At 67.1% G+C, this 22,299-nt stretch carries 26 protein-coding genes and 1 tRNA gene; 14 read left to right on the forward strand and 13 right to left on the reverse strand.

From position 1 onward, the window contains the following. Positions 1-177 precede the first annotated feature (177 nt). Positions 178-254, forward strand: a tRNA-Met gene (locus ACN8ZM_RS12815). Positions 255-466: 212 nt separating this feature from the next. Then, positions 467-796: a hypothetical protein gene (locus ACN8ZM_RS12820; RefSeq protein ID WP_420210078.1), complete on the forward strand. Its 330-nt coding sequence runs from the start codon at positions 467-469 to the stop codon at positions 794-796. A 48-nt stretch (positions 797-844) separates the two neighbouring features. On the opposite strand, the gene ACN8ZM_RS12825 is transcribed toward ACN8ZM_RS12820, so the two are convergent. Further along, positions 845-1,585 (reverse strand): SDR family NAD(P)-dependent oxidoreductase, encoded by a 741-nt coding sequence (locus ACN8ZM_RS12825; protein ID WP_420210079.1) that lies wholly within the window; start codon positions 1,583-1,585, stop codon positions 845-847. A gap of 115 nt (positions 1,586-1,700) precedes the next feature. Between ACN8ZM_RS12825 and ACN8ZM_RS12830 the strand changes: the two genes are divergently transcribed. Next, positions 1,701-2,324 carry a TetR/AcrR family transcriptional regulator gene (locus ACN8ZM_RS12830; RefSeq protein ID WP_420210080.1) on the forward strand — a complete coding sequence of 208 codons (624 nt, stop codon included), beginning with the start codon at positions 1,701-1,703 and terminating at the stop codon, positions 2,322-2,324. A gap of 33 nt (positions 2,325-2,357) precedes the next feature. Here ACN8ZM_RS12830 and eco read toward each other — a convergent pair whose 3' ends face one another. Then, on the reverse strand, positions 2,358-2,858 hold the full coding sequence (eco, locus tag ACN8ZM_RS12835) for a serine protease inhibitor ecotin (RefSeq protein ID WP_089451084.1): 501 nt from the start codon (positions 2,856-2,858) through the stop codon (positions 2,358-2,360). Between the two features lie 142 nt (positions 2,859-3,000). Here eco and ACN8ZM_RS12840 point away from each other — a divergent pair, with 142 nt between their 5' ends. After that, positions 3,001-3,336 carry a hypothetical protein gene (locus tag ACN8ZM_RS12840; RefSeq protein WP_122945987.1) on the forward strand — a complete coding sequence of 112 codons (336 nt, stop codon included), beginning with the start codon at positions 3,001-3,003 and terminating at the stop codon, positions 3,334-3,336. Between the two features lie 194 nt (positions 3,337-3,530). Here ACN8ZM_RS12840 and ACN8ZM_RS12845 read toward each other — a convergent pair whose 3' ends face one another. Continuing rightward, positions 3,531-3,932: a hypothetical protein gene (locus tag ACN8ZM_RS12845; RefSeq protein WP_011352835.1), complete on the reverse strand. Its 402-nt coding sequence runs from the start codon at positions 3,930-3,932 to the stop codon at positions 3,531-3,533. 117 nt (positions 3,933-4,049) lie between these two features. Between ACN8ZM_RS12845 and ACN8ZM_RS12850 the strand changes: the two genes are divergently transcribed. Next, entirely contained in the window at positions 4,050-4,430 is a 381-nt protein-coding gene (locus tag ACN8ZM_RS12850) for a DUF5594 family protein (RefSeq protein WP_175022445.1), read from the forward strand. A 159-nt stretch (positions 4,431-4,589) separates the two neighbouring features. Then, positions 4,590-5,957 carry an MFS transporter gene (locus ACN8ZM_RS12855; RefSeq protein WP_043189681.1) on the forward strand — a complete coding sequence of 456 codons (1,368 nt, stop codon included), beginning with the start codon at positions 4,590-4,592 and terminating at the stop codon, positions 5,955-5,957. A gap of 31 nt (positions 5,958-5,988) precedes the next feature. Here the strand turns inward: ACN8ZM_RS12855 and ACN8ZM_RS12860 are convergent, their stop codons facing one another. The 3 genes from ACN8ZM_RS12860 to ACN8ZM_RS12870 all read right to left on the reverse strand — a co-directional run bounded on the left by ACN8ZM_RS12860 (position 5,989) and on the right by ACN8ZM_RS12870 (position 8,332). Next, the gene (locus ACN8ZM_RS12860) at positions 5,989-6,576 is read right to left on the reverse strand and encodes an AAA family ATPase (protein ID WP_420210081.1); all 588 of its coding nucleotides are present in this window, start codon (positions 6,574-6,576) and stop codon (positions 5,989-5,991) included. After that, positions 6,569-7,990 (reverse strand): alpha,alpha-trehalose-phosphate synthase (UDP-forming), encoded by a 1,422-nt coding sequence (gene otsA / locus ACN8ZM_RS12865; RefSeq protein WP_043189686.1) that lies wholly within the window; start codon positions 7,988-7,990, stop codon positions 6,569-6,571. Before otsA ends, ACN8ZM_RS12860 begins: the two co-directional genes overlap by 8 nt. 141 nt (positions 7,991-8,131) lie before the next feature. Continuing rightward, positions 8,132-8,332, reverse strand: a complete 201-nt coding sequence (locus ACN8ZM_RS12870; RefSeq protein WP_175022448.1) for a hypothetical protein — start codon at positions 8,330-8,332, stop codon at positions 8,132-8,134. Positions 8,333-8,620: 288 nt separating this feature from the next. Between ACN8ZM_RS12870 and ACN8ZM_RS12875 the strand changes: the two genes are divergently transcribed. Together ACN8ZM_RS12875 and ACN8ZM_RS12880 are read left to right on the forward strand one after the other, a co-directional pair. Then, entirely contained in the window at positions 8,621-9,172 is a 552-nt protein-coding gene (locus ACN8ZM_RS12875; RefSeq protein ID WP_043189694.1) for a hypothetical protein, read from the forward strand. Continuing rightward, a complete protein-coding gene (locus ACN8ZM_RS12880) occupies positions 9,169-9,663 on the forward strand; it encodes a hypothetical protein (protein ID WP_175011607.1) in 495 nt (164 codons plus the stop codon). The genes ACN8ZM_RS12875 and ACN8ZM_RS12880 overlap by 4 nt, the downstream gene beginning before the upstream one ends. A 97-nt stretch (positions 9,664-9,760) precedes the next feature. On the opposite strand, the gene ACN8ZM_RS12885 is transcribed toward ACN8ZM_RS12880, so the two are convergent. The 3 genes from ACN8ZM_RS12885 to ACN8ZM_RS12895 form a co-directional block, all read right to left on the reverse strand. Continuing rightward, on the reverse strand, positions 9,761-10,231 hold the full coding sequence (locus ACN8ZM_RS12885) for a hypothetical protein (protein WP_420210082.1): 471 nt from the start codon (positions 10,229-10,231) through the stop codon (positions 9,761-9,763). 269 nt (positions 10,232-10,500) lie between these two features. Further along, positions 10,501-11,838, reverse strand: coding sequence for an AAA-associated domain-containing protein (locus tag ACN8ZM_RS12890; protein ID WP_039368511.1), 1,338 nt, complete (start codon positions 11,836-11,838; stop codon positions 10,501-10,503). 22 nt (positions 11,839-11,860) lie between these two features. Then, a complete protein-coding gene (locus ACN8ZM_RS12895) occupies positions 11,861-13,618 on the reverse strand; it encodes an ABC transporter permease (protein WP_089451088.1) in 1,758 nt (585 codons plus the stop codon). Positions 13,619-14,126: 508 nt separating this feature from the next. Here ACN8ZM_RS12895 and ACN8ZM_RS12900 point away from each other — a divergent pair. Then, a complete protein-coding gene (locus ACN8ZM_RS12900; RefSeq protein WP_011352846.1) occupies positions 14,127-14,390 on the forward strand; it encodes a hypothetical protein in 264 nt (87 codons plus the stop codon). 42 nt (positions 14,391-14,432) lie between these two features. Here the strand turns inward: ACN8ZM_RS12900 and ACN8ZM_RS12905 are convergent, their stop codons facing one another. Then, positions 14,433-15,749, reverse strand: coding sequence for an ATP-binding protein (locus ACN8ZM_RS12905; RefSeq protein ID WP_089451089.1), 1,317 nt, complete (start codon positions 15,747-15,749; stop codon positions 14,433-14,435). Then, the gene (locus ACN8ZM_RS12910) at positions 15,733-16,458 is read right to left on the reverse strand and encodes a response regulator (protein ID WP_006755678.1); all 726 of its coding nucleotides are present in this window, start codon (positions 16,456-16,458) and stop codon (positions 15,733-15,735) included. The genes ACN8ZM_RS12905 and ACN8ZM_RS12910 overlap by 17 nt, the downstream gene beginning before the upstream one ends. Before the next feature lie 224 nt (positions 16,459-16,682). Between ACN8ZM_RS12910 and ACN8ZM_RS12915 the strand changes: the two genes are divergently transcribed. Continuing rightward, positions 16,683-17,234 carry a periplasmic heavy metal sensor gene (locus ACN8ZM_RS12915; RefSeq protein ID WP_043189733.1) on the forward strand — a complete coding sequence of 184 codons (552 nt, stop codon included), beginning with the start codon at positions 16,683-16,685 and terminating at the stop codon, positions 17,232-17,234. 71 nt (positions 17,235-17,305) lie between these two features. Here the strand turns inward: ACN8ZM_RS12915 and ACN8ZM_RS12920 are convergent, their stop codons facing one another. Then, complete coding sequence (locus ACN8ZM_RS12920) at positions 17,306-18,001, reverse strand: pirin family protein (RefSeq protein WP_043189734.1); 696 nt, start codon at positions 17,999-18,001, stop codon at positions 17,306-17,308. Between the two features lie 369 nt (positions 18,002-18,370). Here ACN8ZM_RS12920 and ACN8ZM_RS12925 point away from each other — a divergent pair, with 369 nt between their 5' ends. The 4 genes from ACN8ZM_RS12925 (at position 18,371) to ACN8ZM_RS12940 (ending at position 21,583) form a co-directional block, all read left to right on the forward strand. Continuing rightward, positions 18,371-19,153, forward strand: coding sequence for an ABC transporter substrate-binding protein (locus ACN8ZM_RS12925; RefSeq protein WP_043189736.1), 783 nt, complete (start codon positions 18,371-18,373; stop codon positions 19,151-19,153). A gap of 232 nt (positions 19,154-19,385) precedes the next feature. Then, entirely contained in the window at positions 19,386-20,075 is a 690-nt protein-coding gene (locus ACN8ZM_RS12930) for an ABC transporter permease (RefSeq protein WP_011352852.1), read from the forward strand. Further along, positions 20,072-20,785 carry an ABC transporter permease gene (locus tag ACN8ZM_RS12935; protein WP_043189740.1) on the forward strand — a complete coding sequence of 238 codons (714 nt, stop codon included), beginning with the start codon at positions 20,072-20,074 and terminating at the stop codon, positions 20,783-20,785. Before ACN8ZM_RS12930 ends, ACN8ZM_RS12935 begins: the two co-directional genes overlap by 4 nt. 18 nt (positions 20,786-20,803) lie before the next feature. Further along, the gene (locus ACN8ZM_RS12940; protein ID WP_043189742.1) at positions 20,804-21,583 is read left to right on the forward strand and encodes an ABC transporter ATP-binding protein; all 780 of its coding nucleotides are present in this window, start codon (positions 20,804-20,806) and stop codon (positions 21,581-21,583) included. An 87-nt stretch (positions 21,584-21,670) separates the two neighbouring features. Here ACN8ZM_RS12940 and ACN8ZM_RS12945 read toward each other — a convergent pair whose 3' ends face one another. Further along, positions 21,671-22,168: a GNAT family N-acetyltransferase gene (locus ACN8ZM_RS12945; RefSeq protein ID WP_043189745.1), complete on the reverse strand. Its 498-nt coding sequence runs from the start codon at positions 22,166-22,168 to the stop codon at positions 21,671-21,673. Positions 22,169-22,299: the final 131 nt, after the last annotated feature.

Consider the following 22,299-nt stretch of genomic DNA (forward strand, 5'->3'; position numbering starts at 1 on the left):
CGATCAAGTACGGCAACGACAGCGACGAAAAGCGCCTGACGTTGAAGCTGATCGGGGAGCACGAGCATTCAACACACTCGCCAAATCGACTCGTCGCGCTCGGTAGACCACCGGTTCCGTTCGACTTGCGATCAAAGATCGATTGACTCTCAACATCAGCCCTAGTACACTTCGCGCCGCGGGGTGGAGCAGTCTGGCAGCTCGTCGGGCTCATAACCCGAAGGTCGTAGGTTCAAATCCTACCCCCGCAACCAATACCGAAGCCCGCTCTGCGAAAGCAAGCGGGCTTCTTGCTTTCCGCATGCACGGCTGCATGCGAACTGCCTGCCAGCATCACATACGAATCGGCGCACATTCAGCCGCCGGCGTCCCCTGCGACACACGATCGCAACCCGTCCGATCACCACGGCCCTACGCAACACATTGCGTAGAATTCCGAACCTTCTTCAGCATCCGGACTCACGCAATGATTCGAGCGATCGCGGCACTCGCCGCGCTTTCAACGATGGCCGGCACGGCTGCCGCCGCCGATACCATCATCGCGCCTGCGAAGCCGCGCTATGTCAGCCCCGGCATCGCCAACATCACGGGCGCAGCGGCACCGCGCGCGGAACACCCCTCTTCCAACTCACGCTGCCGTGAACTGGCCGCCGGCATCGACGCCGTCACGCACGCCCCCGACCGCGGCCAGAAGGTCGTGCGCGGGACGGGCCCGGACGGCAAGCCGCGCAACGAACTGCGCGCTTACGACAAGCGCGCCGATCTCGAAACCGAGCATCACCGGCTCGGCTGCTAATCACGAACGCAACGCCGCCCGGTCATTTCACGCCGGGCGTCCGCGCCTTCACGCGTTCGCGCCGCCATCGATCGTCAACCCGGTCCCGTTGATCGACCGCCCTTCCGGCCCGACCACGAACGCGACGAGTGCCGCCACGTCGTCCGCCTTGCCGTACTGCGGAATCGCCATCCGCGAACGTTGCGCGCTGGCATGTTCGCCGTCGGCCGGATTCATGTCGGTATCCGTCGACCCCGGATGCACGATATTGACCGTGATGCCACGCGGGCCGAGATCGCGCGCGAGCCCCTGCGTCCAGCCGATCAGCGCGGCCTTGCTCGCCGCATAGAGGCTCATCCCCGCATCGGGTACGCGCGTGGCGAGGCAACTGCCGGTCGACACGATGCGCCCGCCCTCCCCGAGATGCCGCGCCGCAGCCTGCGACGCGACGATCACCGCGCGCACGTTCACGTTCAGCGTCGCGTCGATATCGTCGAGCGTGAGGTCGTCCAGCGCGCCGGCCCGGAATATCCCCGCGTTGTTGACGAGGATGTCGAGACCGCCGAACGCCTCCGCGGCACGATCGACCGCGTCGCGCACGGCCACCGGATCGGCGCTGTCGGCCTGGATCGCGACGGCGCGGCGGCCCAGCGCCTCGATGCCGGCGACGATGGCCTGCGCCCGCTCGGCCGATTTCTCGTAGGTAATCGCGACGTCCGCGCCATCGGCCGCCAGCCGTTTCGCGATCGCCGCACCGATGCCGCGGCTGCCGCCCGTGACGAGTGCACGCTTGCCCTGAAGTCGGTTCATGTCGGTTCCTTTCCTCATTTATGTAACGACCGACACAGAATGTGGCAAGTTGCGCGCCACAGTCAATTGATTTAATTTATCGATCGATACAGATATCGATGAAGGAACGGACGCAATGGCTGAGCGAGGCCGACCGAGAAGCTTCGACAAGGAAGCGGCGCTGGAGCGCGCGATGGAGGTGTTCTGGCGCCTCGGCTACGAAGGCGCATCGATGACCGACCTGACGGTCGCGATGGGCATCGCGTCGCCGAGCCTGTATGCGGCGTTCGGCAGCAAGGAAGCGCTGTTCCGGCAGGCGCTCGAGCACTACGGCGCAACGGAAGGGCGGGAAATCTGGGGGGGCGTCGAACAGGCCGGCAGCGCGCACGACGCCGTGCGGAACTACCTGATGGATACCGCACGCGTGTTCACGCGGCGGTCGAAGCCGGCAGGCTGCCTGATCGTGCTGTCGGCGCTGCACCCGGCCGAGCGTTCCGATACGGTCCGGCAAACGCTGATCGCGATGCGCGAGCGCACGGTCGAGAATCTGCGCGAACGCCTCGCGCAAGGTGTCGCGACCGGCGAGATTGCGGCGCAAGCGAACCTCGACGCGATCGCGCGGTACTACGTGACGGTCCAGCAGGGGATGTCGATCCAGGCTCGCGACGGTGCGAGCCGTCGCGATCTGGAGGCCGTCGCGCAAGCCGCACTGGCCGCGTGGCCGGCACTCGTCGGCACGGGTGGCGCGAGCGGCGCGTAACGGCAGGACGCCGCCGCGCGCCGCGCCGGCACGTTACTGCTTTGCCGCGTGCTGCACGTCCTTCGACGCATGCCACACGCGATAGCGCACCTCGAAGCCATCCGGCACATAGACGACGAGCGGCAGGCGGCTGTTGTAGCGCAGCAGCTGGCCGTCACCGCGCACCTGCACGAACCGTTGCTGCGGCGCCTGGCCCGGGCACGCCATCAGCGTCGATGCCGGCCCCTTCACGTCGGTGAGCTGGTAGTACGTATAGCCCCAGCCCTTCACGTCCTCGGCGGTCAGCTCGCCACCGAACCACTGCTGGTTGCAGTCGGTCTGCAGCGTCTTGCCGATCATCAGCTCGACGCGCGCATCGCCTTCGTTCTCGAGCGCGGGCAGCGCGATCACGACGCGCTGCTGGCCGGCCGCTGCCTGCGGAAACATCTTGATCGACTCGGCCGGCACGGCGGGCGCCGATGCAGGCCCGGCCACGCAGGCGGCGGCAGTCGTCACGCAGAAGGCGGCCAGCGCGGCCCGGATCGCGAATTTCATCGATGTACTCCTGAAAACAAATGAGCCCCGGATGCTAACACTTTCGTCGCACGACCTTACGACGCTGTAATTTGAAGACACAATTGCAAACAGCTGGCAATTCCCTTGCGCGGTACTTATAGGGGAACCAACGGAGAACATCATGCTGAAGCTCATTGCTGCCGCCGGCGTAGCGACCCTGCTGGCCGGCTGCGTCGTCGCCCCGGACGCCGGATACGGCTACGGGCAGCCCTACTATTCCGATCCCGGCTACGGGTACGCGCCGTCGCCCGTGTACGGCACGGTCAATATCTGGGGCGGTGGCGGCGGCGGACGCGACTGGGATCGCGGCCGGCGCGATTACCATCGCTGGGACGGTGATCGCGGCAACCGTGGCGATCATGGCGACCGTGGCAATCGCGGCAACGGCTGGGGGCACGGCGACGGGCGCCGCGGCGACTGGAACGATGGCGGCGGAGGCGGCGGCCATCGCCACTGACGCGCATTTGCAACCGTTTGTATCCGTGCACGGCCCGCCGACGGCCGACACGTCATGCAGACGAACGAACGGCTGCGCAAAAGACCAAGGCCCTCGCATCAAGCGAGGGCCTTTTGTCGTCCACTGCGGAGAAGTGATCGTCAGCGGCGCCGGCCGTCCGGCGCCGACCGCTCACGCGCCACGCGTCCGTCCGCTTACCAGCCGGCCGGCTGCGCGTAGCCGCCCGACACGGGCGCGCCGCACACATACGCGCGCTGGTAGCGGTCGTAGCAATAGTTCGGGCCGTCGTCCTGGTACTGCGCCTGCTGGTAGGTCGGATAGGCGGGCTGCTGGTACGCGGGCGCCTGGTAGTACGTCGGCGGCTGATAGGCCGGTGCCTGGTACGCGGGTGCCTGATACGCGACGGGCGGATTCATCGCGGACGTCACGATCGCGCCCAGCACCGCGCCGCCGATCAATGCGCCGATGACGGCGCCGCCGTCGCGGCCATGCGCGGACGCCGGGCCTGCCACGGCAAGCGAACCGGCGAGGACACACACTGCGGCAATTTTTTTCATGATGGACTCCCACGCGAAGTGGTACTGGATGCGATGCATTGTGGCGGCACGCGGCCGTAATAGATGCAGCAAGTGGTAACGCGCGATTACCGGTATCACGCACACCGAAACGCGCCGCCGCCGTGCTACGATTTTCGGCATACAGGAGACGCCTTCATGCAGCCCGAAACCGCCCGCCGTTTCGATACCGAATTCGCCCCGCGCATCGCGCAGGCGATCGCCGCCTTCTTCGCCGAACACGTGCTGACCGACGTCGTCCCGTATGGCGGCCACGGGCACCCGACGCGCGTGCAGATCCGCAGCGCACCGCATGAGCATGTCAGCGGCTTCGAACATCCGCTGAACCTCGAGCTGACCTGGGACACCGACGAAATCGAGCGGCTGATGGACCCGGACGGCCCGCAGCGCTTCGAGCACTACCTGGCCGCGCTGCCGAAAAAACTGGGCGCGTGGCAGGGCGCACGCGACATCGATCTCCTGTCGCGCACGCAGGCCGACCCGCTCGTGCGGCTCGGCGGCCTCGACTTCGAAGGCTGAGTGCCGGCGTCGCGCAATGCGGCCCGGTGATACACTCGACCGGCCCCGCTCCGGTGCCGTTGCGCCGGCCGGGCCGCTCATCGCCGCCTCCACCCTTCCGCATGGTTGCGCACGCAACCGGCAACCGGGCGCGCGGACAACCACGCATTTGCTCCCGCCATGAACGCCGATACCGGCCTGCCGCTTCCGCAACGCTACTGGGCGATCCTCTGCGTCGCACTGGGCATCACGCTCGCCGTGCTCGACGGCGCCATCGCGAACGTCGCGCTGCCGACCATCGCGCGCGACCTGCACGCATCCGACGCCGCATCGATCTGGATCGTCAACGCGTATCAGCTCGCGGTCACGATCACGCTGCTGCCGCTCGCGTCGCTCGGCGAACGCATCGGCTATCGCCGCGTCTACATCGCCGGGCTCGCGCTGTTCACCGCGGCGTCGCTCGGCTGCGCGCTTGCCGGCTCGCTGCCGATGCTGGCCGTGATGCGCGTGATCCAGGGTTTCGGCGCGGCCGGCATCATGAGCGTCAACGCGGCGCTCGTGCGGATGATCTACCCGTCGTCGATGCTCGGGCGCGGACTGTCGATCAACGCGATGGTGGTGGCGCTGTCGTCGGCGATCGGGCCGACGGTCGCGTCCGCGATCCTGTCGTTCGCGTCGTGGCCCTGGCTCTTCGCCGTCAACGTGCCGATCGGCATCGCCGCGGTATTCGGCAGCCTGCGCGCGCTGCCGGCCAACACGCTGCATGATGCGCCGTACGATTTCGCGAGCGCGCTGATGAACGCATGCGTATTCGGCCTGCTGATCACGGCCGTGGACGGACTCGGTCACGGCGAAGGCCACGCGTACGTCGCGGCCGAGCTGGCCGTCGCGTTCGTCGTCGGCTACTTCTTCGTGAAGCGCCAGCTGTCGCAGCCGGCGCCGCTGCTGCCCGTCGACCTGATGCGCATCCCGATGTTCGCGCTGTCGGTCTATACGTCGATGGCGTCGTTCACGTCGCAGATGCTCGCGTTCGTCGCGCTGCCGTTCTGGCTGCAGAACTCGCTCGGCTTCTCGCAGGTCGAGACGGGCCTCTACATGACGCCGTGGCCGCTCGTGATCGTGTTCGCCGCGCCGCTCGCGGGCGTGCTGTCGGATCGCTATTCGGCCGGCATCCTCGGCGGGATCGGGCTCGCGCTGTTCGCGGCCGGGCTGCTGTCGCTTGCGACGATCGGTGCGCACCCGGGCACCGTCGACATCGTGTGGCGGATGGCGCTGTGCGGTGCGGGCTTCGGGTTGTTCCAGTCGCCGAACAACCGCGCGATGCTGTCGTCGGCGCCGCGCGAACGCAGCGGTGGCGCGGGTGGCATGCTGAGCACCGCGCGGCTGACCGGGCAGACGCTTGGCGCCGCGCTCGTTGCATTGATTTTCGGGCTCGTGCCCGATCGCGGGCCGACGATTGCGCTCTATGTCGCCGCGGCATTCGCGGCAGTGGCCGCAGTCGTCAGCATGCTGCGCATCGCGTCGCCACGGCCGGACGCCGCGACCTGACACCGGCGCACACCGCCCGCCGATCCGCGCGTCATTCAGCGTCGAGCGCGTCCAACACGAAACGCACGCGCGCCTGCACGCTCTCGCGCGGCAGTTCGATCAGCCGGTAGCCATATGACGTGTAGCACTCGACCATCGCGTCGTAGGTGCGCACGGCTTCCGCGAAATCCTGCCGGCGCTCGGTGTCCTGCGCATAGATGTCCGGCCACGGCGGCGCGATGAACACGCGCCCGTGATAGCGGAAACGGCGGGCCGCGGCTTCTGCATGCGCAGGTACCGCCAGCCCCGTCAGCCGCAGGTAGCCGACCACGTCCGGCACGCCGCGATCGAAGAACACGGGCCCGCGCGCGTGGTGCGCGAGATCATACGAGCGCATCTCCCAGCTCAGCATCAGTTCGGCGAACGCAGCCGGGTCGCGCCACGGCAACGCCTGGCCGTCGATCGCCACCTGGTCGCGGATCACGCCGCGCCCGGCTTCCTGCGAGCGCGCGCAACCGGCGTGCTCGAGCGCGTCGAGCAACGTGCTCTTGCCCGATCCCGGGCCACCGGTCACGACGAAAAAGCGGCGGGTGGCGTCGTCGGTCGCGTCGGCGCCGGTCGCCTGCACGAACTCACGCATGCGCGATCCGCCGGCCCGCGCGCCGCGTGACCGACGCGGCGGCCGCGACACTGCGCAAGTCGGCGACGAACGTATCGCGCCAGACCGACAGGTCGTTCCCGCGCAGCCGCGCGAGGTTCTCCTCGTGGCGCGCCTGCCGCTCCGCGAGCGGCATCGACAGCGCGCGCTCGAGCGCCTCGGCCATCTGCGACAGGTCGTACGGATTGACGAGGAGCGCGCCGGTCAGCTCAGCCGCCGCGCCCGCGAACTCCGACAGCACGAGCACGCCCGGATCGGCCGGATCCTGCGACGCGACGTACTCCTTCGCAACGAGATTCATCCCGTCGCGCAACGGCGTCACGTAGCCGACCTGCGACATCCGGAAGAACGCCATCAGCAGGTTGCGCTCGTACTTGCGGTTCAGGTACTGGATCGGCGTCCAGTCGAGTTGCGAGAAGCGACCGTTGATGCGACCGGCCTCGCCTTCGAGCGTTTCGCGAATGTCCTGATACGTCTTCACGTCGGAACGCGTCGGCGGCGCGATCTGCAGGAGCGACACGCGCCCCTGCCAGCCCGGCGCGTTCGCGAGCATCCGCTCGAACGACTGGAAGCGTTCGACGAGCCCCTTCGAATAATCGAGGCGGTCGACGCTCATCACCAGCTTGCGGCCGTCGAGCGCCTCGCGCAGCATCTTCACCGGCTTGCGCGTGCCGTACTGGACGGCCGCCTGCGCGATCGCGTCGGGATGCACGCCGATCGGATAGGCGGCGACCTTCACGACGCGACCGTGCGCGTGCAGCATCCCGTCGTCGCTCGCCGCGCCGATCCCGCGCCGCTCGATGTAGTCGGTGAACGCCTGCTTGTCGGCCTCGGTCTGGAAGCCGGCCACGTCGTACGCGCACATGAACTTCACGAGCTCCTCGTGCGGCGGCACGAGACGCAGCATGTCGGGCGACGGAAACGGAATGTGCAGGAAAAAGCCGATCGGATTCTTCACGCCGAGCTCGCGCAGGTAATGCGCGAACGGCAACAGGTGATAGTCGTGCACCCAGATCAGGTCGTCGGGACGCAGCAAGGCGGCGAGCTGCTTCGCGAGCATCGCGTTCACGCGCAGATAGCCCGCGTACTCCTGGCGATCGAAGCGCGCGAGATCGCCGCGGTAATGGAACACCGGCCACAACGTCGCGTTCGAGAAGCCGCGGTAATACTGATCGTAGTCGCGCCGGGTCAGCCCGACCGTCGCATAGGTGACGTTGCCGTCCCGCTGGATCGCGGGCTCGGTGTCAGGGGCGCCGACGATCTCGCCGTTCCAGCCGAACCAGACGCCGCCCGTTTCCTTCAGCGCGTCCATCACGCCGACCGCCAGGCCGCCCGCGCTCGGGCGCGTGTCCTCGCCGGCGGCGACACGGTTCGATACCACGATCAATCTGCTCATGCGGCTTCCCCTCCTCGATTCGATTGGCTGGCGCGCGGCGCGCGCCAAGGCGGACACGGCTGCCCGAAGGCGGCCATGCGGCGATTCAGTTGTGAGCAATGCAGGTGTGAAAGGCAGCGGCGGAATTCGGCGGCAACGGCATCAGGCGTCCTGCTCCTGACCGAGATCGCGCTGATAGTCGAGCCCTTCCGGGCGGGCGCCGCCCTGGTTGTGATCGCCGTCCGACGGCGGCGTCTCGCCGGGCGCGCCGGCAGGCGGTGCCGACGGCGCGTCGGTCTGCGGACGCGGCCGGTCTGCCCCAGCATCGGGCGGCCGAGGCGAAAACCGTTTCGAACGGCGCATGGCTGGGTGTCTCATGTGCGGCGCGGCCCGAGGCCGTCGTAGAAACATTCCATAACTGAACAGTCTAGGTCGCTTCCTTGCACGTCAGAGTAACAATTGCCTTCAATTTGTAACGTTTCGACCCCTCACGATTCATCTATCCGACAATGGCGCCGCGCGCACGCGCGCGGCATGCCGTCCGGCGATTTGTCAAAGCTTTGCAGTTTTCCTATGACAATTGCGAAACAATGACGCGGCATGAGGGCGCGCACGCGTTGCCGCTCACCCAGACAGGACTTGCACTCAGGGATGAACATTCGTTTCGAATCGCCGCGTCGGGCCATGCCGGCGCGCGTCGTGCTGGCCGCGATCGCCACGGCCGCACTGCTGTCCGGCTGCAACTCGCTGTACAGCGAGGGCGCGACAGCCGGCGCCGGTATCGCGGGCGCCGCGATCGCCTCCAAGGTCACCAACAACGCCGCCGTCGCGACGGGCATCGGTCTCGGCGCCGTCGCCGGCGCGCGTGCGGGTGTCCAGTACACGCAGCGCGTCGCACACCGTTACACACAGGAACAGATCGCGAAGGCCGCCGGCCCGCTCGACGTGGGCGGCGTCGCGCCGTGGTCGACGCACCACTCGTTCCCGATCGAGGACGACGAGCAGGGTCGCGTGACGGTCAGCCGGATGATCAGTGTCGGCCCGCTCGACTGCAAGGAAATCGTGTTCGCGGTCGACACGCCCGCGAAACCCGACAAGGCCGCGCAATCGGCGTTCTACGTCGCCACGATCTGCCGCGACGGCCCCGTGTGGAAATGGGCGTCGGCCGAACCGGCGACCGAACGCTGGGGCGCGCTGCAATGAGCGTCGCGCTCCGTATCGCGGCCATCGGCGCACTGTGCGCGGCGACGGCCACGCTGTCGGGCTGCGGGTCGGTCGGCGCAGCGAGCGGCGCACTCGCCGGCGCGGCAACGGGCCTCGTCACCGCGAATCCGGCGGTGGGCGTCGGTGTCGGCATTGCCGTGCAGGCCGCGACCGACGAAGCCGTCAACCGCACGATGAAGCAGCTCCATCAGAACCAGCAGGACGCGATCGCGAAGGTGGTCGGCAGCCTGGCCGTCGGCGAAGTGAAGCCGTGGAAGGTGAAGAACACGCTGCCGCTGGAAAACGGCGAAGGCGAGGTGCGCGTCGCGCGCGCTTACTCGACGCCGCTCGCGCTGTGCAAGGAATTCGCATTCTCGGTGAAGGACGGCGACAAGGCCGACTGGTATTTCGCGAATGCCTGCCAGCAAGGCACGCACTGGAAGTGGGCGTCGGCGGAACCGGCGGTCGATCGGTGGGGGAATTTGCAGTAAGCAGCCCCGCTGCCCCGGACTTCGCGCGAGCCCCCATCACCCTGCCCTCGATTCCGGCAGACAATGCATCGTCCGGATTCCGGACAATCGATCCGGCTCAGCGGACGGCTTTCCCGATCAGATCGCTCAGATAGCGCTCCAGCACGCTGAACCGGACGATCGACGCATTCCGCCACGTCGGATGCGGACTCGCCGCGGCCCTGACGTCGACCGGCAAATCATCCCTCAGCCACATCTCCGGAACGTGCAGCCTGGTGTACGTTCCGCCCGCGATTTCCTCAAGAACCATGTGTCCGCACCACGGATATTCGTGGAACGAACCGGATAGCGTTCGGACGAACATGAGGGCACGCTCCCCGACTTGCAGCGGTACGTTACCCCAGGTCGGTGGACCGCCGACGAACTCGATCTCTGCCCCGAGATGGTCGTGTGTGATGCACTTTCCAGTGGAATAGATGCGCTCGACCTTCGCACGAAAAACTTGCGGGCGCGGAGAATCGAGAACGGCTATGAGCACCAGATCGAACGTTTCCGCCGCGACGGTATAAAGCCCCTGCTTCTCGCTCATGGGTGCCTTTGGGATCGTTGACGAGGCACGAAGGCATCGAATCAGCAACGCAATCGCAGGGATTCGTTGCGCCAGCCCCCGGCCTCTTTCCTGTCAGCGCATCAGCGATGCGCATCTCCGGCAGATGTCCCGGCCGCAACGCACACAGCGTCCCGCTACGCCGGCGAACCCGGCGCCACGGACAAGCCGCGTTCGCATTGACTCGAAGCGATCGAATGAAACCGCGAAACCGGCATTCGGGCGACATGCGCCCGAATGCCCCGCCGACTTCAGGACTCGACGTCCTCGAGACTGAAAATCTCCGTCTGGTCGTTGTACGAGAAGATCTCGCCGTAACGGCCCCAGTCGATCACCGCGTCGAGCGTCTCCTCGGCGGCGCCGTCCGACAGAAAATCCTCCAGCTCCTGCTCGAAGCGCACGCGCGGCGCGCGATGCCCCGGGCGCTCGTTCAGCACCTTCTTGATCCGCGCGGCCAGCGGCACGTGCTTCAACAGGTGATCCGCGAACATCAGCTTGCGCTCCTGCGTGCCGAATTCCGCGAACACGCGTCCCGGCGGCGTCAGGAACACGTCGCCTTCGCGCACATCGGCAAAGCCGAGGTACTGCAGCACTTCCGCGATCGGGAACAGGTCGTCGACCTCCAGATGCAGCGTGCGCGCGATTTCCGGCATGTCCGCGCGGCCATGGTACGGCGCCATCGCGAGCGTCTCGATCAAGCCGGCCATCAGGTTGGTCGACACCTGCGGCAGCCAGCTGCCGAGTTCCAGCCCCTTCTTCGTCGCCTCGCCGGTCTGGCGGGCGGTCATCTTCGCGTAGATGTCGTCGACCAGCTTGCGGAACGCCGGGTCGAGCCGGTTGCGCGGATGCTTGAACGGCACCTTGATCTCGGCGATCACGCGGCCCGGATTCGACGACAGCACGAGGATCCGGTCGCACATGAACACCGCTTCCTCGATGTTGTGCGTGACGATCAGCACCGACTTGATCGGCATCCGGCCCTGCGTCCACAGGTCGAGCAGGTCGGTACGCAGCGTCTCGGCGGTCAGCACGTCGAGTGCCGAGAACGGCTCGTCCATCAGCAGGATCGTCGGATCGACGACGAGCGCGCGCGCAAAGCCCACGCGCTGGCGCATGCCGCCCGACAGCTCGCGCGGGTACGCGTTTTCGAAGCCGTCGAGACCGATCAGGTCGATCGCGGCGAGCGCACGCTCGCGCCGCTCGCGCGCGCCGACGCCGAGCGCCTCGAGGCCGGCTTCCACGTTCTGCAGCACGGTGAGCCACGGGAACAGCGCGAAGGTCTGGAACACCATCGCGACGCCTTCGGCCGGGCCGGTCAGCGGCTTGCCGAGATAGGTCACTTCACCGCCGGTCGGCTCGATCAGCCCGGCGATGATCCGCAGCAGCGTCGACTTGCCCGAGCCGGAGCGGCCAAGCAGGCCGACGATCTCGCCTTCGCGCAGCGACAGGTTCGCATCGTCGAGCACGAGCAGTTCGCCCTGCGTCTTGTTGAAGCCGCGACAGACGTGATCGACGCGCAGGATTTCCTCACCGAGGCGCGGCGGCTGGTTCGTCTGGACGGGGGCGTTTACAGCATTCGGATTGTGCATCGCGTTTCGCTCTCAATCGGTCTCAGTCGAGCCGCAGCTTCGCTTCCGCGAAGGCATACAGCGGACGCCACAGCAGGCGGTTGAACAGGGTGACGAACAGGGACATCACGGCGATGCCCAGGATGATCTTCGGAAAATCGCCGGCGGCGGTGGTCTGCGCGATATAGGCACCGAGGCCGTGCGCCTCGATCTTGGTATTGCCCCACTGCACGGCTTCCGACACGATGCTCGCGTTCCACGCGCCGCCCGATGCGGTGATCGCACCGGTCACGTAGTACGGGAAGATGCCGGGCAGGATCGCCTGCCGCCACCACTGCCAGCCACGGATGCGGAAGTTCGTCGCCGCTTCGCGATAGTCGTTCGGATAGGACGTTGCGCCGGCGATCACGTTGAACAGGATATACCACTGCGTGCCGAGCACGATCAGCGGCGACAGCCAGATATCGGCGTTCAGGTGGAAGCGCGCGATCACGATCACGAACGCCGGGAACAGCAGGTTGGCCGGGAACGCGGCGAGGAACTGCGCCAGCGGCTGCAACTTCTCGGCGAGCCGCGGGCGCAGCCCGATCCACACGCCGATCGGCACCCAGATCACCGACGCGATCGCGATCAGCACGACCACGCGCAGCAGCGTGATGAGCCCGAGCACGAGCACATGGCCGACCTCGGCCATCGTCACGCCGGTCGACACGAAGCTGATGACGCGCCACACGATATAGGCCGTGCCGATCAGCACGAGGATCGCCCACGCGATGTCGACCGTGCGTGACGCCTTCTTCTCGACTTTCGGCAGCGAGAAGCGCATCGCACCCGACAGCGGCAGGCGCAGCGGAATCCGCGCGGCCTTCGCGAAGAACCAGCCGGCCGGCACGAGCAGCTGATGAATCAGGCGCGTGCGGCGCACGAGGTCGAGCAGCCAGGATTGCGGCGCATCGCCCGACGCGGTGTTCTCCATCCGGAACTTGTCGGCCCACGCGATCAGCGGGCGGAACAGGAGTTGGTCGTACGCGACGATCACGACCGTCATCGTGAGGATCACCCAGCCGATCGCACCGAGGTTCTTGTCCGAGATCGCCTGCGCGAGATACGCGCCGACGCCCGGCAGCGTGATGGTCTGGTTGCCGACGGTGATCGCCTCCGACGCGACGACGAAGAACCAGCCGCCCGACATCGACATCATCATGTTCCAGATCAGGCCCGGCATCGAGAACGGCACCTCGAGCTTCCAGAAGCGCTGCCACGACGTCAGGTGGAAACCGCGCGACACTTCGTCGAGGTCGCGCGGCACCGTGCGCAGCGACTGGTAGAAGCTGAACGTCATGTTCCACGCCTGGCTCGTGAAGATCGCGAAGATCGCCGCGAGCTCGGCGCCGAGCACGCGGCTCGGGAACAGCGCGAGGAAGAACGTGACGGTGAACGAGATGAAGCCGAGCACCGGCACCGACTGCAGGATGTCGAGGATCGGGATCAGCACCATGCCCGCACGCCGGCTCTTGGCCGCGAGCGTACCGTAGACGAGCGTGAACACGAGCGACGCGACCATCGCGGCGAGCATCCGCAGCGTGGTGCGCAACGCGTATTCGGGCAGGTTCGACGGATCGAGCGAGATCTTCTGCGTCTGCAGGGTGCCGATCGGCGCCATCGTTTCGTGGAAACCGACGACCGCCATCGCGATCAGGCAGATGATCAGCGGAAACGCGATGAAGTCCCACCGGTTCGGCAGAACGCGCCACGCGGACGCATTGGCGGTCCGGTTCGGATTGAAGAATCCGACGTCCATCAGGCGCCCTCCCCGGTAAGGCCGAACGAAGCCGGCAGTCGATGTTGATTCATGGCAAAGCGCACGGATGCGGTAATTCGATTGACTGACGATCGCGCGCGAGCGCGAGGCGCCGTGCGTGCGTGCGCTGCCGCGCCCCGACGAGTCGGCCCGCGACGGCACGACACTACACCAACCTGTATTTCAGGTACAACCGTCCGGGAACGGCGCAGGCGGCGCACGGATCGTGCCTGGCGCGCGGGCGGATGGCGGGTGCGCGGTTCGAGCAGCCCGGCCGCAGTCCTTCGGCCGGCATGCAGGCCCGAATTATGCCGTGATCCGGCCCGGCCGGGAACCCGCCAGCCGCACACGCGCGCAAACCCTGTCCAGCGTCACCAGCCGGATACGACTATGCGGGTATGATCGGGGCTGGCCCTTGGGGTCGGTGGCGGCCGTTCTGATGGCAACGCATGCGCGTTCCTTCTGTCAGCAGGCCCTGGGGATCGATCGACGAGCGGGAGGAAAGGGAATGGCAGGAAACTTGGTGATCGTCTGCCGCGATCAGGATGCCGACGCGTTCTATGAACTGATGCAGGAGTACGGGTCGTTCCAGACGCGGCTGTCGTCGACGGCGTGGTACCTGAACATGAACGTCGTGCCTGAATCGCTGCAGGAGGAAATCCTGGAGCGCCTCGGCCGGTACACGACCGTCTACATCTTCGAGGCCACCACCGTGACCTACAACACCATCGACAGCAACGCGGCCGAGACGCTCGGCACGCTGTTCGAATGATGCCGCGCGGCGCCAGCCCGGCCGGGTTGGCGCCGCAGCCGCTTATGCGGCCTGTGCGTGGGGCTCGTCCTTCGGCACGACCTCGAACGGGAACGTCATCGAGACGCGCAGGCCGCCTTCGGGGCGGTTGCCGATGTCGCACGCCCCACCCAGCCTGAGTACGAGCCGCTCGACGATCGCGAGCCCGAGCCCGCTGTGGCCGTTCCCGCCGCGTGCGGGGTCGAGCCGCACGAACGGCCGCGTCGCCGCCGCGAGGTCGCGCGGCGCGATCCCGCCGCCGCTGTCGCTGACCGACAGCACGTAGCCGGCCGGCGTGCGCGCCGTCTCCACCAGCACGGGCGGCGCACCGTACGCATGCGCGTTGTCCAGCAGGTTCGACAGGATCCGGTCGAGCGTCGCCGTCGGCAGCCGGAAGCCCGGATCGGCGTCGAGCCGGGTCTGGACCGTCGGCGCGTTCGGCGCGACCGCGCGATAGCTGCGCGCGATCCGCTCGCACGCCTGATCGACCGGCACCGGCTCGCTGCGATCGGAGCCGCCGTGTGCAAACACCAGGAATTGATCGACGATGTGGGACATCGAATCGACGTCGCGCACCACCCCGTCGCGCAACCGGACGTCGTCCATCATTTCCGCCCGCAGCCGCATCCGCGCAAGCGGCGTGCGCAGGTCGTGCGCCACGCCGGCCAGCATCACCGCCCGGTCGCTCTCGGCCTGCGACACCTGTTCCACCATCTGGTTGAAGCCATGCGTGAGCTGGCGCAGCTCGCGCGGGCCGCGCTCGCGCAGCGGCGGCACCGGCTGGCCGCGGCCGAAGCGCGCGACCGCGCGTGCGAGCGACCGCAACGGCTGCTGCAGTTGCCAGGCCGCGAACAGCGCGGCGATCACGCCGGCCGAGAAGATCGTGCCGAGCCACAGCAGCATCCGGTCGAGCGAGCGCGGCGGCCGCAGCGGCTGCACCGGCACCACGATCCAGTTGCGGTCGGTCGGCTCCTTCACCCACAGCACGGGCGGATGGCCGGGCGCGCCGATCTCGACGCGCGTGCCGGGCGGCATCCGCTCGCTCACGTCGTCGCGGAACCGCTTGAGCGCCGCCGGCAGGTTCGACGGATCGCCATTCGGCACGTCGGCGCTACCCGGCGTCACGAGCCGCACACGCGACGGCAACGGCTGGTCGGGCGTGCGCTCGACGTGCTGGCGCACCGCGTCGACCAGGAACGCGGCCTCTTCGACCGCGTAGCGCGTCTGCATCTGGCTGCGCTCGAGCCGCATCGCGAAAAACCACGCGAAGTGCGACAGGAGCAGGACACCGATGACGAGCAGCGCCAGCCGCCCGAACAGTGAATCAATGGGCTTGCGCATGGGCCTCGCCGTCGGGCACGAACACATAGCCGCGCCCGCGGACCGTCTGGATGAAGCGCGGCGTCGACGGATCCGTTTCGAGGATGCGGCGCAGGCGCCATACCTGGACGTCGATGCCGCGGTCGGTACCGTCGTACTCGGGCCCGTGCAGCAGCTCGAGCAGCCGCTCGCGCGTGAGCGTGCGCAGCGCATGGTTCACGAAGATCTTCAGCAGCGCGAATTCGCTGCTCGACAGCGTGGCCGGCTTGCCATCGACCGACAGCGTGCGCGCCTGGAAGTCGAGCACGAAGCGGCCGAACGCGAACGGCTCGCGCTGTTCGGGCGCCGCCGCCGACGGCGTCGCGCGGCGGCGGCGCAGCACGGCCTGCACGCGCGCGAGCAGCTCGCGCGGGTTGAACGGCTTGCCGAGGTAGTCGTCCGCGCCGAGCTCGAGCCCGACGATGCGGTCGACGTCGTCCGCACGCGCGGTCAGCATGATCACGGGGATGTCGTCGCCGGCCGCGCGCAGCTGGCGCAGCGCGGTCAGGCCGTCGACGCCCGGCATCATCAGGTCCAGCACGATCAGGTCGGGCCGCTCGCGCTCGAGGCGCTTCTCGAGCGTGGCCGCGTCGTGCAGCACGGACACTTCCATCCCCTGGCGCACGAGGTAGTCGCGCAGCAGGTCTCGGAGTTCTTGGTCGTCGTCGACGATGAGGATCTGGGTAGTCATGGCTCGAAGTTTACCGCGCGAGGGCGGAGTCAAAGAACGAAACAAAGGGACGAAAGGGTTACTGCGGGTTACGGCGCAAGGGAACTGTAATGCGCGGTAACCCGGCCACCGCCCCACGTAACACCAGCCGGGGCCCGCATCGCTAACCTGCGTCTTACCGGATGCGGTACACGGCTTGCCCGGTACCGCATCGCCGGACCCTTTGGATACAAGGAGTTTCTGAAATGTATAAGAAGACTTCCCGCGTGGCCATCGCGGCCGCCACCGTGCTCGCTCTCGCATTCGGCACCGCGCACGCCGCGCAGCCCAACGACATGCCGCCTCCGGGCGGCCCCGGCGCCCACCAGATGCACGGCGGGCACGACGGCGGCCCGTTCGGCGTGATCATGAAACTGCACGACCAGCTGAAGCTGAACGCGTCGCAGGAACAGCAATGGCAGACGGCCATCAAGACGATGAAGCAGAACCGTGATGCGATGCGCAAGAGCCACGAGCAGATGCGCGAGCAGTTCAAGGCGCAGCAGAACCAGCCGATTCTCGACCTGAACGCAATGCACACCGCCCGCCAGCAGGCCGAGCAGCAGAACGCGCAACTGCGCGAGCAGACGTCCGCCGCATGGCTCGCGTTCTACAACGGGCTGAACGACCAGCAGAAGACCACGGTCAGCACGGCGCTCAAGCAGCAGTTCGCGAAGATGGAGCAGCGCCACGAGAAGATGAAGGAGCGCTGGGAGCAGCATCGCGCGGCCAAGGCCGCGTCGGCGCCGGCGCAGTAAGCCGGCGGGCCGCCCCGCGGAGCGGCATCGAAGGGGACGCGGGCACCGGGCCCGCGTCCCCTTTTTGCGTTTCAGGCGACGTCGAACAGCAGCACCTCGGCCGCCCGGCCGCGCGCGAACGCCACCGCGTCCACGCCGCCGATCCGCGCGCCGTCGCCCGCGGCCAGCGCGCGACCGTTCACCTCGACGTCGCCGCGCACCACATGCACATAGGCGCGGCGCCCGGCCGGTACGTCGAATGCCGTCGCCTCGTCGCCGTCGATCAGCCCCGTAAAGATGCGTGCGTCCGCACACATCGGCAGCGCGCCGTCGCGACCATCCGGCGCCGCGACGAGCCGCAGCCGGCCGCGTTTCTCGTCGTCGGCGAAGCGCGTCTGCACGTAGCCGGGCCGGCCACCCGCCCCGGCCGGCGCAAGCCAGATCCGCAGCAGGTGCAACGGCTCGTCACACGATGCATTGGTTTCGCTCAGCATCACGCCGGAGCCGGCGCTCATGCGCTGCACGCCGCCCGCGCGGACGATCGCGCCGTTGCCGAGGCTGTCGCGATGCGCGAGCGCGCCGTCGAGCACGTAGGTGACGATTTCCGCGTCCCGGTACGGCCGCATCCCGTAGCCGCGAGTCGGCGCGATGCATTCCTCGTTCAGTTCGCGCAACGCGCCGAAGACCGGCGGCCCGCCCGGGCCGGACGCACCGGGAAAGCTGTGAAGGAATTCGTGCCAGCCCTGGCTGCGCTGGTCGCGATCGGCGGCGCGGCGAATCTGGAACATGGGACGGACACTCCGTGAGATGCGTTGTTGTGGCATGCCGCCACTGTATGGGTGTGCCAATCGCGCCACAATCCGCCGCCTGCGCACCGCATCGTTGCACCTGCGAATGCAATCAATGCAATGTCCATTGCAAATACGATGATTGTCGCAACAACCGGATCAATGCGTCGAAGAATCGATCGCTCGGCCCGGATTGCCGGTTTGCGGGTATCGCGTTCGGGTAAAATACCGCCCTTTTGGCGTTCGCCGTTCCGGTGGCCGCCATCGCCAGAGCGCCGATCGGCGAATTTTGGCCGTCTAGAATACGCCGCGGCGCCCGGTTCGACCGGCCGCGAGCGCTCCCGGAAAGTCAGCAACAGAAGGATGGAAATGAAGAAGGCCGCCCTGTGCGCCGCCCTCGCCCTCATGGCGGGCAGCGCCTTCGCGAAGGAGTGGAAGACCGTGCGGATCGGCGTCGACGCCAGCTACCCGCCGTTCGAGTCGACCGCGCCGAGCGGCGAGATCGTCGGTTTCGACGTCGATCTCACCAAGGAAATCTGCAAGCGGATCAACGTGAAATGCGTGTGGGTGGCGCAGGATCTCGACGGAGTCATCCCGGCGCTGAAGGCGAAGAAGTACGACGTCATCGTGTCGTCGCTGACCGTCACGGACAAGCGCCGCGAACAGATCGACTTCTCCGACAAGGTCTATGACGCGCCGGCGCGGATGATCGCGAAGACCGGCTCGCCGCTGCTGCCGACGATCGCCTCGCTGAAGGGCAAGCGCGTGGGCGTCGAGCAGGGCTCGACGCAGGAAACCTACGCGAAGACCTACTGGGAGCCGCAGGGCGTGACGATCATTCCCTACCAGAACCAGGACCAGGTCTACGCCGATCTCGGCTCGGGCCGCCTCGACGCGACGCTGCAGGACGAGCTGCAGGCCGACTACGGCTTCCTGCGCACGCCGCGCGGTAAGGGTTTCGCGTTTGCCGGGCCGGAAGTGAAGGATCCGAAGACGATCGGAGACGGCACCGCGATCGGCCTGCGCAAGGAAGATACGGACCTGAAGCTCAAGATCAACAAGGCGCTGGCAGACATGCACAAGGACGGCACGTACGACCGGCTGTCGCACAAGTATTTCGCGTTCAGCGTCTATTCGGCTTCGGCCCGCTGAGCGACGAAAAGAAGAGACAACGGATGCGGGGGCGGCCCCGTATCCGCGCAGTACAGGCAGTCAACCACGCGCCGCCCGCCCCCCCTTGCCCGCCGCTCGCGCGACGGGCGGGCCCGGCACCGACGCCGGGGCGGACGGTCATGATACGTACGGGGCGTTCCGCGCAGCTTGGCGGGCGCGTCTTTCGCGGCGCACAGCGTGCGCCCTAAAGGACCACACCAGGGACCACTCAATGTTTCTACAAGGTTACGGCCCGCTGATCCTCGCTGGCACCTGGCAAACCGTCAAACTGGCGGTGCTTTCGCTTGCGCTGTCGTTCCTGCTGGGCCTGCTCGGCGCGGGCGCGAAGCTGTCGCGCAACCGCTTCACGAGCGGTGTCGGCACCGTCTACACGACGCTGATCCGCGGCGTGCCCGACCTCGTGCTGATGCTGCTGCTGTTCTACAGCCTGCAGATCTGGCTGAACATGGCGACCGACGCGCTCGGCTGGGACCAGATCGACATCGACCCGTTCCTCGCCGGCGTGCTCGTGCTCGGCTTCATCTACGGCGCGTATTTCACCGAGACGTTCCGCGGCGCGTTCCTGTCGGTGCCGCGCGGCCAGCTCGAAGCCGGCAGCGCGTACGGGATGACGAACTGGCAGGTGTTCACGCGGATCATGTTCCCGCAGATGATGCGCTTCGCGCTGCCGGGGATCGGCAACAACTGGCAGGTGCTCGTGAAGTCGACCGCGCTCGTGTCGATCATCGGCCTGGCCGACGTCGTGAAGGCGTCGCAGGACGCCGGCAAGGGCACGCTGCGGTTCTTCTTCTTCACGCTGATCGCGGGGGCCGTCTACCTCGCGATCACGACGATCTCGAACTTCGTGCTGATGTGGCTCGAAAAGCGCTACTCGACCGGCGTCCGCAAGGCTGACCTATGATCGACCTCATCCAAGAATACTGGCGCAACTATCTCTTCACCGACGGCTACCGCATCACCGGTGTCGCGATCACGCTGTGGCTGCTGGTCGTGTCGATCGGCCTCGGCTTCTGCCTGTCGGTGCCGCTCGCGGTCGCGCGCGTGTCGAAGAAGAAGTGGCTGTCGGGCGCCGTGTGGCTCTACACGTACGTGTTCCGCGGTACGCCGCTCTACGTGCAGCTGCTGCTCTGCTACACGGGCCTCTACAGCCTGCAGGTCGTGCGCGGCACGCCGATGCTCGACGCGTTCTTCCGCGACGGGATGCACTGCACGCTGCTCGCGTTCACGCTGAACACCTGCGCGTACACCACCGAGATCTTCGCCGGCGCGATCAAGGCAACTTCCTACGGCGAGATCGAAGCCGCGCGCGCGTACGGGATGTCCTCCTTCACGATGTACCGCCGCGTGATCCTGCCGTCGGCGCTGCGCCGCGCGCTGCCGCTGTACAGCAACGAAGTGATCCTGATGCTGCACGCGACCACCGTCGCGTTCACGGCGACCGTGCCGGACATCCTGAAGATCGCCCGCGACGTGAACTCGGCGACCTACATGTCGTTCCATGCGTTCGGCATCGCCGCCCTGCTCTATCTCGTGATCTCGTTCACGCTCGTCTGGCTGTTCCGCCAGGCCGAGCGCCGCTGGCTCGCGTATCTGCGCCCGCAAGGCAAGTAAGTTTTCGCAGGACTATTGATGAATTCCCAGACTCAAAAGCTTTTCGTCGACGATCTGCACAAGCGGTACGGCGACAACGAGGTGCTCAAGGGCGTATCGCTGAAGGCGAACTCGGGCGACGTGATCAGCGTGATCGGCTCGTCGGGTTCCGGCAAGAGCACGATGCTCCGCTGCATCAACTTCCTCGAGCAGCCGAATGCCGGCCGCATCGTCGTCGACGGCGAGGAAGTGCGCACCACGAAGGACAAGACCGGCGCGCTGCGCGCGGCCGATCCGAAGCAGCTGCAGCGCGTGCGCACCAAGCTGTCGATGGTGTTCCAGCACTTCAACCTCTGGTCGCACATGAACGTGATCGAGAACGTGATGGAAGCGCCCGTGAACGTGCTCGGCATCCCGAAGAAGGAAGCCGAGGAACGTGCGCGCACGTATCTCGAGAAAGTCGGCCTCGCGCCGCGCGTCGAAAAGCAGTATCCGTCGCACCTGTCGGGCGGCCAGCAGCAACGCGTGGCCATTGCGCGCGCGCTCGCGATGCATCCGGACGTGATGCTGTTCGACGAGCCGACTTCCGCGCTCGACCCGGAGCTGGTGGGCGAAGTGCTGAAGGTGATGCAGAAGCTGGCCGAGGAAGGCCGCACGATGATCGTCGTCACGCACGAGATGGGTTTTGCGCGCAACGTGTCGAACCACGTGATGTTTCTGCACCAGGGCCGCGTCGAGGAAGAAGGCGTGCCGTCCGAGGTGTTTGCGAACCCGAAGAGCGAGCGCCTGCGCGGGTTCCTGTCGGGCAGCCTCAAGTAACATCGCATGCAGCACGCCACGCGTCGCGACGCGTGAACGGGCGCCCCGCGGTTCGCCGCGCGGCGCCCGTTTTGCATTGACGCGGCGTTATGCGGCGTCGACCGGCGCGGCGTCGGCGAACGCTCGCAGTTCGTCGCCCGCGAGCCGGTAACGCACCCATTCGCTCTGCGGCGCCGCACCGACGCTCTCGTAGAAGCGGATCGCCGGCTCGTTCCAGTCGAGCACGCTCCACTCGAAACGCCCGCAGCCCGACTCCACCGCGATCCGCGCGAGCGCCTTCAAGAGCCGCAGCCCGGCGCCCGCGCCGCGAAAACGCGGCGACACGTACAGATCCTCGAGATACAGCCCCTGCCGGGCGAGCCACGTCGAATACGAGAAGAAATACACGGCGAAGCCGGCCGGCTCGCCGTCGACCTCGCAGATCAGCGCGCGCGCCGGCGAGCCTTCGCCGAACAGGCTGCGCTCGAGCGACGCGGGCGTCGCGATCACTTCGTGTTCCGCCTTCTCGTAGATGGCCAGCTCGGTAATGAAACGCAGGATCTGCGGCACGTCGGCGACGGTGGCGGAACGGATGTCGATTTGCACGATTTGAGCCCTCCTACGGCCCGGACTTGAAACGGAAAGCGGCGCCGCGCACCCGCGCTGGCGCCAATCAGATCGTCATGCTACGTTCATGCTGCTCCTGCAGGAAGTGCAGTTTCTTCATCCGGACCTGA

The sequence above is a fragment of the Burkholderia aenigmatica genome (genome assembly GCF_048627025.1).
Classification (GTDB): domain Bacteria; phylum Pseudomonadota; class Gammaproteobacteria; order Burkholderiales; family Burkholderiaceae; genus Burkholderia; species Burkholderia aenigmatica.